The sequence below is a fragment of the Exiguobacterium sp. BMC-KP genome, from assembly GCF_001275385.1.
GTDB lineage: Bacteria > Bacillota > Bacilli > Exiguobacteriales > Exiguobacteriaceae > Exiguobacterium_A.
In genome coordinates this window covers 1,070,106-1,083,392 of sequence record NZ_LGIW01000015.1, presented here as the reverse complement: position 1 = coordinate 1,083,392, position 13,287 = coordinate 1,070,106, and the positions used below count along the sequence as shown (strand labels likewise).

18 protein-coding genes are annotated in these 13,287 nt (G+C 48.1%); 17 read left to right on the top strand and 1 reads right to left on the bottom strand.

From position 1 onward, the window contains the following. Nucleotides 1–53: 53 nt before the first annotated feature. The 17 genes from ADM98_RS11430 (at nucleotide 54) to ADM98_RS11350 (ending at nucleotide 12,619) form a co-directional block, all read left to right on the top strand. On the top strand, nucleotides 54–470 hold the full coding sequence (locus ADM98_RS11430) for a hypothetical protein (protein ID WP_053453627.1): 417 nt from the start codon (nucleotides 54–56) through the stop codon (nucleotides 468–470). Continuing rightward, nucleotides 470–685: a hypothetical protein gene (locus tag ADM98_RS11425; protein ID WP_053453626.1), complete on the top strand. Its 216-nt coding sequence runs from the start codon at nucleotides 470–472 to the stop codon at nucleotides 683–685. Before ADM98_RS11430 ends, ADM98_RS11425 begins: the two co-directional genes overlap by 1 nt. After that, on the top strand, nucleotides 686–2,437 hold the full coding sequence (locus tag ADM98_RS11420) for a hypothetical protein (protein ID WP_053453625.1): 1,752 nt from the start codon (nucleotides 686–688) through the stop codon (nucleotides 2,435–2,437). Continuing rightward, entirely contained in the window at nucleotides 2,434–2,973 is a 540-nt protein-coding gene (locus tag ADM98_RS11415; RefSeq protein WP_053453624.1) for a hypothetical protein, read from the top strand. Before ADM98_RS11420 ends, ADM98_RS11415 begins: the two co-directional genes overlap by 4 nt. A gap of 11 nt (nucleotides 2,974–2,984) precedes the next feature. Next, a complete protein-coding gene (locus ADM98_RS11410) occupies nucleotides 2,985–3,230 on the top strand; it encodes a hypothetical protein (RefSeq protein ID WP_053453623.1) in 246 nt (81 codons plus the stop codon). Continuing rightward, a complete protein-coding gene (locus tag ADM98_RS11405) occupies nucleotides 3,227–5,233 on the top strand; it encodes an XkdQ/YqbQ family protein (protein WP_053453622.1) in 2,007 nt (668 codons plus the stop codon). Before ADM98_RS11410 ends, ADM98_RS11405 begins: the two co-directional genes overlap by 4 nt. Before the next feature lie 11 nt (nucleotides 5,234–5,244). Beyond that, on the top strand, nucleotides 5,245–5,739 hold the full coding sequence (locus tag ADM98_RS11400; protein WP_053453621.1) for a DUF2634 domain-containing protein: 495 nt from the start codon (nucleotides 5,245–5,247) through the stop codon (nucleotides 5,737–5,739). After that, nucleotides 5,723–6,847 (top strand): baseplate J/gp47 family protein, encoded by a 1,125-nt coding sequence (locus ADM98_RS11395; RefSeq protein WP_053453620.1) that lies wholly within the window; start codon nucleotides 5,723–5,725, stop codon nucleotides 6,845–6,847. Before ADM98_RS11400 ends, ADM98_RS11395 begins: the two co-directional genes overlap by 17 nt. Next, entirely contained in the window at nucleotides 6,844–7,434 is a 591-nt protein-coding gene (locus tag ADM98_RS11390) for a putative phage tail protein (protein ID WP_053453619.1), read from the top strand. Before ADM98_RS11395 ends, ADM98_RS11390 begins: the two co-directional genes overlap by 4 nt. Nucleotide 7,435: 1 nt before the next feature. Then, on the top strand, nucleotides 7,436–7,801 hold the full coding sequence (locus ADM98_RS11385) for a hypothetical protein (RefSeq protein WP_053453618.1): 366 nt from the start codon (nucleotides 7,436–7,438) through the stop codon (nucleotides 7,799–7,801). After that, nucleotides 7,801–9,690 (top strand): hypothetical protein, encoded by a 1,890-nt coding sequence (locus ADM98_RS11380; protein WP_053453617.1) that lies wholly within the window; start codon nucleotides 7,801–7,803, stop codon nucleotides 9,688–9,690. Before ADM98_RS11385 ends, ADM98_RS11380 begins: the two co-directional genes overlap by 1 nt. Before the next feature lie 16 nt (nucleotides 9,691–9,706). Further along, on the top strand, nucleotides 9,707–10,120 hold the full coding sequence (locus ADM98_RS11375) for a hypothetical protein (protein WP_053453616.1): 414 nt from the start codon (nucleotides 9,707–9,709) through the stop codon (nucleotides 10,118–10,120). A gap of 50 nt (nucleotides 10,121–10,170) precedes the next feature. Then, a complete protein-coding gene (locus ADM98_RS17665; RefSeq protein WP_268760720.1) occupies nucleotides 10,171–10,299 on the top strand; it encodes a hypothetical protein in 129 nt (42 codons plus the stop codon). 93 nt (nucleotides 10,300–10,392) lie between these two features. Beyond that, complete coding sequence (locus ADM98_RS11365) at nucleotides 10,393–10,809, top strand: hypothetical protein (protein WP_152910974.1); 417 nt, start codon at nucleotides 10,393–10,395, stop codon at nucleotides 10,807–10,809. A 12-nt stretch (nucleotides 10,810–10,821) separates the two neighbouring features. Beyond that, nucleotides 10,822–11,553: a M15 family metallopeptidase gene (locus ADM98_RS11360; protein ID WP_053453613.1), complete on the top strand. Its 732-nt coding sequence runs from the start codon at nucleotides 10,822–10,824 to the stop codon at nucleotides 11,551–11,553. A 16-nt stretch (nucleotides 11,554–11,569) separates the two neighbouring features. Further along, nucleotides 11,570–11,824, top strand: a complete 255-nt coding sequence (locus ADM98_RS11355; RefSeq protein ID WP_053453612.1) for a phage holin — start codon at nucleotides 11,570–11,572, stop codon at nucleotides 11,822–11,824. A gap of 102 nt (nucleotides 11,825–11,926) precedes the next feature. Then, complete coding sequence (locus ADM98_RS11350; RefSeq protein WP_053453611.1) at nucleotides 11,927–12,619, top strand: DUF3800 domain-containing protein; 693 nt, start codon at nucleotides 11,927–11,929, stop codon at nucleotides 12,617–12,619. A gap of 238 nt (nucleotides 12,620–12,857) precedes the next feature. On the opposite strand, the gene ADM98_RS11345 is transcribed toward ADM98_RS11350, so the two are convergent. Then, on the bottom strand, nucleotides 12,858–13,064 hold the full coding sequence (locus ADM98_RS11345; protein WP_053453610.1) for a hypothetical protein: 207 nt from the start codon (nucleotides 13,062–13,064) through the stop codon (nucleotides 12,858–12,860). Nucleotides 13,065–13,287 lie beyond the last annotated feature (223 nt).

Sequence of the window (13,287 nt, the reverse complement as noted above, 5' to 3'; positions counted from 1 at the left end):
GAGCGGGCAACCGCTCTTTTTTACTTATTCCAAAACTGAAGGAGGAAACACATATGGCGAACCAATCGCTGATCGAGAAGTTGTTGAAACGACAAGAAGAAGAAGTGAAAGTCGAGGTTGAACTGAAAGGTCTCGCGGATACCCCGTTCTACGTCAAACTCGACAAAGCCTTGTATAAAGAGCTTGAAAAGGAAGCTTCACAGACACAGGGAGAAAAAGAACTGCCGCATAGCGTATATGTTGAGCGACTCGATGCCCTTGTTGTCGTACGGAGCCTTCACGATCATAACGAAAATCCGGTGTTCACAGGTGAACTCTATGAAGCACTTGGGACATGGGATGCAACCGAAATCGTCAAGAAAGTCGTCACGTTGGCAGAAGAACTCGTCATCCACCAAGCGGCGAAGGAATGTCTCGGCTTTATCCGACTCGACAAGGTGAAGAAGGAAAACGATGCACTAAAAAACTAATGCGAGGGTTGCGGGCAGATGGATTGAGTAGGTTGAAAGACGAGCCTGTTACGGATGATTTCTTCTATCATCACCTGTTCCGTCTGCATGGCATCCCTCCGCACGAAGCATTTCGCTGGTCGGAAGACGAAAAGCGTATCGCGTTTCTTTCGTTGATCGTACAACTTGAAGAAGAACAGGAACGACTATCCAAGGGAATCGGGAGGGTGATGTAAATGGCAGAAAAACGATATACCGTCGTCTTCGACGCAAAAGACATGGCGTCCAGTCGACTCAGCGCCATGGAGCAGCAGGCACGTAAGACCTCCCGAGGCATGGATGAGCTGACAAGTAAGACGAAGACGGTCTCCGCTGCGACGAATCAACTAGACGGAAGCTACCGTGATGCCAACGGACGCTTGCGGGATGCGAATGGCAAGTTCCTGAAGATGTCGGATGCTGTCAAAAAGACGAACGAGGAAATGAGTCATTCGAGCAATTTCCTGACACGACTCGGGAGCGGATTCAACCGCATCGGAGACGAGGGACGGAGTGCCGTGGGACGTTTGTCAACAGGACTCGGTGGCGTCATCGGGTTGCTCGGGAGCGTCACGGCAGCGGCAGGCGTCGCAGGGGTCGCCCTTGGCGGTCTCGCGGTTAAAGGGATCATCGACGGCATGATTTCCCCAGCCATGACGGCTGAGATGACACAGATGAGTATCACAGGATTGAGTGGAAGTCCGGAGCTCGGAAAACAGATCTACGACCTGACGAAGGCGAAGGGCATGGAATCGATGTTCGCGGATCAACCGTTCATGGACACGGCGCAGATGTTCCTGAACAACACGAAGGACCCGGAACAGATTGCGAAAGGTCTTGGTATCACGGAACGACTCGCGACAAAGAACCCCTCCGAAGCGATGGGTGGCGGGATGGAAGGTGCGAAGACAGCCATCAGTGAAGTCATGACCGGTGATATGACGTCAATCGCGGAACGATTCAACATGTCCCGTGCGACATTGTCTGCTGCCGGTGTGAGTTCGAGTAATGACTGGCTGACCAACCTCGAAGCCGTCGATCAGCTACTTGGGCAACAAGGATTTACAGAAGAATATGTTAAAAAAATCAACGAATCAACCTCCGGGCAATGGGAGAAGTTGAAATCGAACACACAAGGCGTCTTTGCGACAGTCGGGAAAGGCATGCTTGAAGAAATTCGTCCAGCGATGAAGAGCATGAACAAATTATTCGAAGATCAAGATGGTATGGATCAGTTTACTAGTACGATGAGTGGTAAATTCCAAGGTTTCTTGCAAGATGTATTCGGGTTAGGTGACGGCGTTGAAATTACATGGAGCGACATCACGGAATGGTCATCAAAAACATTTGATGGTCTTGAAGATATTTTGAAGTCTAGTGGGAAGACATTTACATCATTTGTCGAGATTTTGACAGGCACTGATTTAAAAGATCCGAAAGAAGCATTTGATTCATTCGGGGGAATCCTGACAGGTATTTCTGAAAAAATTGATTCTATCCGAAAAGGAATTGAAGAAGTCGACAAGTTGGGAGACAAACTCGGTAAGGTAACTGGTATTGGTCAAGAAGGTGGCATGCAAAAGCAAATCGATAAAGGTGGATGGTGGCTCCCTGAGGGCGCGAAAGGTGGTCGTGGACTTCTTGGTTGGATGATTGAGGGAATGCCTTCAGAACGTATGAAAAAAGGCGATAAACGTTGGTGGGAAGGTTCACACGCGCTCGGTCTTTCGTATGTTCCTAGAGATGATTACAGAGCTAATCTTCATGAAGGGGAAGGGATTCTTACTAAACAAGAAAACGCTGAATATCGCAAAGGCAAAATGGGTGGATCAGGTTCTAATGTCACGGTCAATATAAATGGACCTGTCACGATGCGTGAAGAAGCTGATATTGAAAAGCTAGGAAAAAGAATCGCGCATGAAGTCGGACTGATGGGAGCACAAAGATGAGCAAAAGTACGATCGATATTTACTTTGAGCATCACTATACAAAATCCGAAAATAAGCGTGTGAAGGTCGCTGAGAAGAGAAAAGTGAATGGTAAATACGTGACGGTATATGTGTATAAAAACAAAAAGGTCAAAGTAAATAAAACGACAACTAAAAAAATACCTGTACTACCTGAGACATTGCCTTTCTCGCGAACGCGAAGCTATGAAGATATTGGGACGATCAACCGTCGTACACATACACGTACCGGCGCCTTGAGTCCGATCTCGTTCCCAATCCAGTCTTTCTTCCCCGGACAAAGGTATTCATTCGCACAGACGAGCTATTCGAACCCGGTTGTACTCGCGAAATGGTTCGAGGATCGTCAGGAAAACGAGAGCAAACTGCTCGTTAAGATTCCGGCGATGCGCCGTGCCTTCTGGGCGAATATCCGAAGCTTCGAATGGAGCTATGAAGCAGGAACTTACGACATCGTCTATACCATGCAAATTCATCAAGAACGTAAACCTAAGGTCAAGACGAAAAAAGTGAAATAGGGGGCGTTTTCATGAGTTGGGTTGAAGAGATCATCGAGCACTTGATCAAACAAATGCCGAAACCTCCCGTTCGAATTTTAGAAGGGACAGTAACCGGCTTGAGTCCACTCGAAGTTCGTCCTGACGGGTCGAACGTTAGTATAAAAGGAGCTGGATGGAATTCAGACATCGTCAAGAAGGTGAAGGAGGGCGATCGTGTGCTGATGGAACAGGATTGTATTATTAATCGTTACTATGTGCTGGTGAGGCTTACATGAGCGTCTATTATTATCATCGTAAGAATAAAAAACGTTATGAAATCACACCCTACGTTCAATCTGTAGACATCGCCGGTGGTGTAGATAACTTTTATCAGACTGCCATAGTTTTAATCAGTTCTTCAGCAGGTGTTCCATATGACACAGGAGAGCGAATCCGAGTGTATGCTGACTCGGGAAAACTTCTTTTTGATGGAAGAGTCTTTAAATGCGAGCGTAATGGTGACGGTAGTGTGATGTTGACTTGCCATGATCAAGCCTATTACCTGTACCGGAGTGAGACGACCGTCGTCTCGCAGGAAATCACGCTCGAAAAGCTGTTCGTCCGCCTGGTTGAAGAAATCGGGCAAAAGGTCGGGTTCGTTGCGAAGACGAAGAAAAAATACTTCGGTTTAGAATTCGTGAATACGAGCATACAAGAAATATTATTGACGGTCATGGGCATGGAGCGGGTTGAAACGAACAAACGGTATTACGTCCGAGCGAATGCAGGGAAACTCGAGCTAAGAGAAAGAGGGGCAACTGAAGGTGTCGTCATTACACGGGAGGCAGCTAATGAAGTCCAATCAGTCATAAATGCTCAGAACACTTACACAGCAATTGATTATACGGGAGAAATTGAAACAGGTTCTAAACCGACAGGAAGTTCAGATACTTCAAGTACCTTAAAAACATCTGCTGACTATAAGGGACCAGATTCAATTAACGTTCGAGATGGCTGGGGGAGTTCTTTGGCAGGAACGGATAAGTGGAATGATTTAATGGTCAAAATCGGTAAGGAAAAAGGAATAGATCCGCTTTTCTTAAAAGTGATTATGGCGATTGAATCAGGAGGAAGAGAAAAGGCTGTTGGACCTCCTACGCAGTATGGTCAAGCGCTTGGGTTATTTCAAATTATTCCGGGTGCAGTGGATACAACCGTTGATGCAAACCGACTCCTGACAGGTAAGTACAATATGGAGAAAGCGGCAGATATTTTTTTAAATGAGAAAGCGAACGTTGCAAAAAGATTAGGAAAGAAAATGAGCGTTGTTGAGATGGCGCATTTTTGGGTTGGTTATTCAAACTATGATTATCCATTGCATTATCGAGAATGGGCGCAGGTTTTATATGCAGGTTTTGGGGGAGATCCGGATTCACTTATTACAGATTCAGATAAGATTCCTACTGGCGGAAAAACAAAGAAGAGTCAATCTAAAGTCACGTACGGTAGCGTTGATAATGTGAATCTCGGTAGTAAAATCGGCGTAATCGTAAAGCAAGTATCAGGTAAATATAGCTCCAAATCAGAAATGAACGTTGCGGTCAAAAAGATTCAAGATACGTTAATGAGAGAAGAACGTGACGTCAATGTAACATTACCAGGGCATGCTTTAGGAATCGCAGGTCGAAAAGTAGAATTTGAAACTTCGATCGCTAGCACGAAAGGAACATGGTATGTAAAAAAACATCGACATACGATTGATCAATATGGTCACAAGATGGATCTTACACTCTCCAAATACGACGAAACACCAGAACCGGAATATGCCCCTCCTGTAGATAGTGAGTTTGGTGAAGAACGTCCCGTAGGTGTTAAAGGCGCAGTTTTGCCGATAGATAAAAAAAACTACACCATTGGTGATTACCGATTCAAAACAATAGTGAACTATATTACCGGAACTACTCAACATGCTGGAATTGATTTACTAGCCCCAATTGGTACTCCACTCAAGGCAGTCACGAATCTCCTGATCTTACGCAATTATTACTCTAATAGCTACGGCTGGTGTGTCATTGCACAAGGGGCACTTGGAGGTGGAGAAAAACAGTTTGTATATGCGCATATGAACGTCGCTTCACCACATAAGCCAGGATCCTATGTTAAGGCGGGTCAACAAATTGGTGTAGTCGGAAACACAGGTTGGTCAGACAGGGCTCACCTACACTTTGAAGTCTGTGATCCTGTTTGGGCTCAAGGAATAAAGAATAAAGTGGATCCAGAAAAGTACTTTGATTTTTAAGGAGATGAACTATGGGAGATCTTCTTGATATTTTTGATGAAATTTTAGTCGGAATCAATGATGTGAATAACGAAAATAATTTAGTGGCTAATCAAGAAATTGGGAGCAATCCTAGGACTGAAACATGGGCTATAGATTGGAAAAATGGACGATTTAAGGGAAAAGTTGATGGTGAACTAGCAACGGTTAACCGTGTTGCAAAATATATTGTTACTCCACGTGGACAAGTAGATGTTTATTCAGATTTACCATTGAATAATGCCTTAGAATCAGATTTCTACGGTTCCTATCTTCATTCATTAATTGGTAAAACATTTTTATCCATCGAAGATATTGAAGATGAAATACAAGCAATTTGTGAGTTGGCATTAGTTGAACTAATTGATGTAGAGTCTATAAGCGTTGGAAACATTAATCTCGGTGGAGATACCGTATCTTTTAGCTTTTATATCACTCCTGTTGGTGGAGTTACTGAGGAGGTGGAGATAAGTGGATTCGGAATTTGAAATTAATTCAAAGCTAGAAATTTTGATGGTGACATCTGAAGAATTACATGAATTGATGATTCAGATTGTAGAAGAAAATGATGCTAAAGCAAATACTCAAATTGGGGAACCTATTTGGGATGCGACGAGACCTATCGCAAAAATAGGAGCTAATATTTCCAATGACATTCGGTTCGGCGTTCGTGCTGCCATCCCACAACTTTCTTACGGTGGTTTTTTAGACGAGCACGCAAAAGACGTCTTACCCGACGGACGTAAGCCAGGCGTCAAGGCAATCGTTCCGGTCACCCTCAGTTCGAACGTGGCGCTGACAGTCCCGCAAGGCACAATTCTGCTGACAGGCAATGACCTTGCGTTCGTGCTTGATGCAGACGTCGTCCTGACGCCACCAGAGGAACAGCCAGACCCTGACTATCCGATTCCCGGAACGGCGACGAGTACGGCGACCGCGAGCGAGATGGGTGCAATCTACAACGTCGTGCCCGGTGCGATCAATACGGTCGACGGTGACTTGAAAGACCTCGTGTCGGTGACGAATGCCATCCCGACGACAGCAGGGGTTGATCAAGAGAGCGACTCCGAACTGAAAGCGCGAATGCTGACGGCAGCACAAAATCAGTCGGGCGCTGGTAACCCAGAGGACTACAAGTCATGGGCGCTCGAAGCAACGGGCATCACTCGGGCGAAAGTCTTCCGGGCAGATCCGTCACCGGGTAGCGTGACCATCCTCGTCGCGCAAGCCAGCGGGATGCCGACCGCAGGACAGGTCGCAGAAGCGCAAAGCAAGATCAATGCCCGCGCATCACTAATTGCGAACAACGTCGTCCTCGCACCGACCGCACTTCCGGTCAACGTCGCAGGCAATGTCGTCCTGATTGACGGGGCGAACATGAGCGACCTCGTGACGAGCTTCTCGCAAGCATTACAAGACTATCTTGCGAACCTCGCGTTCAGCGGGGAAGTCATCCGCTATACGCAAATCTTGAACCTGTTGCTCGATCAACCGTTGCTCGTCGACGTGTCGGGCTTCACGGTCAACGGGGCGAGTGCGAACCTCGTCGTCGGGGACAAACAGATCGCGACGCTTGGGACGGTGACCTTCACATGATCCCAGTGACGACGCTTTCCCGTGATATGCAAGAAGAGATGTTCACGATGTCCGCTCCGTACTGGCGGGAGAACTTCGACATGGCGAGCATTTTCCTCGCCTCTGCGTTCGCTCTCGGACGGGAGCAGGAGATGCTCGACCGTTACCTCTATTCCGAGATGATGACGGCGACAGCGACGGACTGGGGTTTGTCCTTGAAAGAGGACTTCTACGGCTTACGGGACGGGGTGGCGCGGACACTTGACGAACGACGGGGTCGCATCCGAGCGGCGAAACGAGGCGGGAAGGTCTTAACGGTCGAGGATCTTGAGAACGTCGCGTCAGCCTTTGCCGGTGGACTCGTCAACATCACGATCAACTACGATACGTTCCTCTACACGATCGAGTTCGCCGACCAGCTCGGCATTCCGACACGCATCAAGGACGTACAGGACGCGCTTGCGCGATCCATCCCGGCATACTTCGACATCGTCTACAAGTATCGCTACAACACGTATGGCGACATCAAGACGCTGTATGCGACGTATCAAGAGCTGAAAGATAGTGGCTTGATCTACGAACAAATTCTCACGACGGAAGGAGACTGACATGCCGACGACACACTTTAATCTTCCTAAGATTGATAATACGAACACAGCGGACGTCGTCCGAGACTTGAACGCCTTAGCGGACGCGGTCGATACAGCAGCTAAGACCATCAAGGACAAGGCGGACGCGGCGATCCCATCGAGCCAAAAAGGTGCAACGGACGGTGTCGCCTCACTCGTAGGTGGCAAAGTTCCGACGACACAACTCCCGACTCTTGCCAGCACCGCGAACGACATCACGATTGCAGACGCCAACGATTACTTTACGTCTACGAAGGTCGAAGGCGCGCTCGCTGAAATCGGACAGACACTTGCCGGTACACGAACGAGCATCGTGACGACCGCGCAGCAGTTAGGAGTGATGTAATGCCTACGATCAATAACGCAACGGTTGCGACGGGTACGGGGCTGAGTACGGCGGGTAATGGCGGGCGGAAGATTGTTCGCCTTCTCAACGGTGCGCTTATCTCAGCGGTTCGTACCTCGACGACATCATGGCAGCTGCACAAATCGCTCGATGGCGGCACGGCCTGGGCGCAACTCGTCACGGTCACGGAAGCAGTCAATGATGTAACGCTTGCGGCGAAGGGGAACGACATTCACGTCACGGTCTCCTTCTCGACATCGGGCGTCAAACATTATCGCTACAACGATTCTGGCGTCTTGCAAGGCACGGCGCAAAACATCGATACCGGGCAAACGGCGATGGGTGCGGTATCTACTGCCATCAACGATACCGGCACGGAAATCCACGCTGCTTGGTCGTCGAAAAACGGCACGTACCCGAACAGCTTCAACATCCGGTATGCGAAGGGTACGATTGCGGCGGACGGTTCGGTGACGTGGGGTGCGGTGGAGCAGGTAACAATCGGTACATCGACAACCCAGTTTCTGCAAAATCCATCAGTTGTTTTTGATAAGAGTGGTATTCCTGCTATTGTTTATGAGCTTAATAACAACGGAACATATCGGATTATTATTACTAACAAACAATTTACAGATGACGGTTCTTCCTTCCCGAACTCACCTTGGAAAAGTAGATTAGTGTTTTTAGGGGCATCTTACGCTCAATCTAATCCATCCGCCATCTTCGTCCCGCAATCCATCAATGGTCTCGCAAACGGTCGCATGTGGGTCGCATGGCAAGGTAAGGACGCAACAGACAGCGCGAAGTTCAATATACGCACCTCGTATTCTGACGACGGTGGTGTAACATGGGCGACACCTACGAAGCAGACGACAGGGAACACCTACGACCAGATGAACGCTTCCCTTACGGCAGATGCGCAAGGTAAAGTCCTGCTGACATGGGACGCGCAAAACGCGACGACGACGCAAACGGCGCTAAAGGTGTTCAACGGGACGTGGGGCGCTACCACGACGCTCACGGGCGATGGCTACACGAACGTTTCGACGCTGTTCGACAACACGTTTAAACTCAGTATGACGACACCGCCACTGACTCGCCAATCGACATCCGGCGCCTATTTCAGCGGGACGTACTTCACTGGTGCTTCGGTCTCTCCGGCATCCGGCGCACTGGGCGATAAGACCGCTTCATCCGTCCTCTCGTATACGGTCACGCCGGAAAGTGGTAGCACCATCACGTCCATCGTCGAGAAAGTCAACGGGACGACGGTCAACACCTACAGCAACCCTGCGAGTTTATCCCGCACGTTCACGATTCCTCAAACGAACTGGGACGCGCTGAAATACTACAACACGCACACGATCAGCGTCACGGTGACAGATAGCAACGGCATGTCGAACACGCAGACGTACACCTTCAACAAGGCGCTGGCGAACGATGCGTCACTGCTCGAAGGTGCGAAAGCGGCGAAGGACGGCAAAGACCGCATCAGCACGAAGCGGGACGCCCTTGCAACGCAGGTCGGCTTACCGGCGGGAAGCTCGTTCGATGCGATTAGTGCGCAGTTGGCGAGTGGTGTATTTAAGAAATTCGCTTCTGGTATAACGACATCTGACGGTTCATCTTCTTCCCTTACTGTAACCGGTCTTTCTTTCAAACCTCAACTTGTAGTCTGGTACAACAGCAATAACGCTACATTCGGAACTTATGCATCACCCGAATTAACTAATGCAGTTGACTCAAGATATGTTGCTATGGCTTCTATATCATCTAGTAATAACTCGACGCCTGGTTCTTCCGCTAGTGCAACAATCTATCCGAATGGTTTTAGGTTTTCGACCGGTGTCAATGCGTCAATCAACTATACATGGATTGCAATTGGATAATTAAGGAGGTGGCGCGATGCCAAAGGTAAACGGCAAAATCTATTACAACAACGTCACGGGCGATGTCCTCGTTATCGTCAATCAGAACGAGGGCGTCTGGATTCGGGAGACGACGTTCGCGCAAGACGTGGCGACGTACCCGCAACTGAAAGCGGTAGATAAGAACATCATCGGCGTATTGAAACTTGCTTGGGATCAGCATAAGGAGGACTTCATGACACAGCAGGCGGTCAAGGTCGTAGGTGGCGAGATCAAGTGGCAACCGTTCAATCCGACGCCCTCTCAGCCACCGGATAAACCCTTCAGTGAACGCTTGAAAGACATGGAACGTAAGAACCAAATGTTGCAATTGCAAAACCAAGCACAGACGACGCAGTATCAGTTTTTGGAAGATGTTGTGACGGAATTGATTTTAACCACGATGCCATGATGAGGCGTCTTTTTTTATGGTTTGTATTCGGAGGGAAAGGAGGTGAGGTTATGATGGCATTGCTACTTGCACAACGCATTATCTTAGGAAAATTGACATTCGCAGAGGTTCCTTCTTCGCTCCAACCAGCGGTGAAAGAAATCTTGGTTGAGTCAGGCGTCCCCGAACTCGCTGAATAAATACATCACAGCGCCCTTCGGGGCGCTTTTTCTTTTTACCTCATACACAACTTAAATACACTAGGGGGTCATCGCTTGGAAGGAGCGGAAAACATGGAATCCATCGTACAGACCGTTCAAGATCATGGTCTTAGGATTGCCTCACTCGAAAAATCGGATGAGAAGATGCGTCTTGACATCACGTCAATCAATGACAAGTTAAGCGCTGTCGAACGTTCGCAAACCAAGATCGAGTCGACGCTGAACGATAACTCGCGCGAGACACGATCGGTCATCCGGGATTCACAGGAAATGACGAGGGGGCTATTCAAGTCGCAGGAACTCGTCATCTCACAGCTCTCCGCAGCGCTCGAAAATGAAGCGGCACGCAAGCATAAGGAACAGACACTCAACGTCGAGGTGAAAGACAAGCGGAGTGAACGGGCATGGGCGGCGTTCGGCAAGTGGTCGCTCATCGTCGTCCCGACACTCGGCGGCATCGCAACAATCCTCGGCATCTTCTATAAATAAGGAGGCTACACCATGACATTATCCGTCAACTGGCTGATCGAGAAAGCCAACCGTAAGCTGAACGCACCGGGCATGGACAAGGACGTCGCAGACATCACCCGTGCCGTCATCAAGGAACTCGCGCCGAAAGGCATCTACGTCGGGGTCGCGCAAGGCTACCGTTCGAAAGCAGAGCAGGACGCACTCTACGCGCAGGGCCGCACGAAACCTGGTCCGATCGTCACTGGAGCACGAGGCGGTCAATCGAATCACAACTTCGGTGTCGCGGTCGATCTCTTCGTCTACTCAGATGATGGCACGAAGTCAAACTTCTACTCACCCGGCAACAGCAAGCTCTCGGCAATCGTCGCGGCGATGAAGAAGCGTGGCATGGAGTGGGGCGGTGACTGGAAGGGCTTCCCTGACTACCCGCACTATCAGTTGTACGATGCGGCTGGTGGGAAGAAGAAGCCTTCCGTCTCGAAAGCACCTGTTTCTAAACCTGCATCAAAACCGACGCCAAAGCCTGCTGCTAAACCGCAAGGCGACGGCAAGGCAATCGTACCGTATCCGGGCAAGCCGCTTTACATCGGTGCGAAGGGCATGGCCAAGAAAGACATCGAACGCATCCAGCGTGCCGTCGGAGCGTCTGTCACAGGCAAGTACGATAAGCAGACGGCTGACAAGGTCGGGGCATATCAGAAGCGTAAAAAGCTCGAAGCAGACAAAGTTGTTGGTCTCGCAACATGGAACACACTTTTCTAAGAAACGGGGAATCAACATGAACGAAAAAACAGTTGCTTTTATCCGCCTCGCCGTTCCGTTGTATGCAATGCTCAATGCGACTCTGCTTGCGATGGGGTACGATCCACTTCCGTTCGAATCGGAAAAGGTGGACGGATTCGTCACGGGTGCGATCGGTGTCATCGGTCTCATCATCGCCTGGTGGAAGAACAACAACATCACGTCGGAAGCGCAAGGTATGCAGAAGGCGCTAGACGATAAGAAAGCCTACAACAAACTCAAAGACATCTAACTTTACGCCTACCCTCACGGGTGGGCTTTTTTCCTTTTTTTAGAGAATAAAAAGAATCGGGGTGATATAATGGAAACATTAATTTACGAGAGGAACTTTTAAATGCAGACAATAACATTTTACGCAGACGATTCTGGAGTTCTACATAAAAAAGAAGAATCAGGACATTTTGTTTATGGTGGATTCGTATTCTTGGATAAAGCAGTTCGAGAAAGAACTACACGACGATACCGTAAATTGGCATTGAGCATTTGTAAGGACCTTGGAATTGCAGAAGCCAAAGCTTGTTTTTTACAAAATAAACATAAAAGATCTTTAATGGGGATAATGAAAGACGTTGAATCATTTTCGGTGATTACCGAAATCGAGCATATGTATGATAGTATAATGGAAGACAAACTTTCTCGACATCGTTTTAAAGATTATGCTCTGAAGATGGCTATAAAAAGAAAACTTGAAGTATTAATAAGAGAAAACAAAGTAAACCCGAATGCCCCAACTCATTTAAATATTTTTATTGATGAGCAACCGACATCGACCAATGGTTACTATGGTTTAGAAGAGTCGATACACGAAGAATTTTCTAAAGGTATTGTCAGTTTCGATTATTCCACGGTTAGAAAAAAGCTGTTTAATTCTACATTACGAGTCAACATTCAATACAAAACTTCTCATAATGATTTTATGATACAAGCTAGTGATATATTAGCGAATCGAATTTGGAACTTAGCGCGAAAAAGACAAATGACGCAACTAAATTTGGACAATCACAACTGCATTAGATGTCCAAAATAAACATAAAAAAATAAAAACAAAAAAACACTCAGGATTATTTACAACGTTTGATAGTAGTGTTATTATTCAGTTACAGGTTAGACAACTAACACTGTTCACGCGTGGATCACGATAGTAATTATTAAGCGTGCTGTGTGTACGCCGTCCCATGCGGGCCCTTAAAGGGCTTTTCTTTTTGAATTTTTCAGACCTTCTGCATTAGCGGGAGGTCTTTTTCTATGCACAAAAAGAGCGCCCGTTAGGACGCTCCCAGTCGCATCTTCAATTGTTCCGTGACGCGCTCCCGCTTCGCCTGGCTCTCGCTGACGTCGAGTTCCATCAACGTCTCCGTCTGGCGTACGATGTCGACCTGCAAGCCTTGCGTAAGGCGTTCGAAAGCGGCGAGGATCTCAGGTGCCTCTCCAGCCAGCGCGATCTGCGTCTTGTTCACGAGCAAAACTTTCATGTGCTCCTCCTTGTGTGAAACAGTCCGGCGGTCAATGCTTATCTATACCCCGCGTGGGTATGAAGCAAACGGAATCGACCTGCACGATTTCTGCACATGCACAGGGGAACGCACATTATTTTATCTTGTCAGCAGTTCTCAGCATTGGCATGGAATCAAGCCGTCCGCCGTCTCTTTCGAGAAAGTTTCTTCTATTTTATACGGTTATACTCTTTCGAAAATT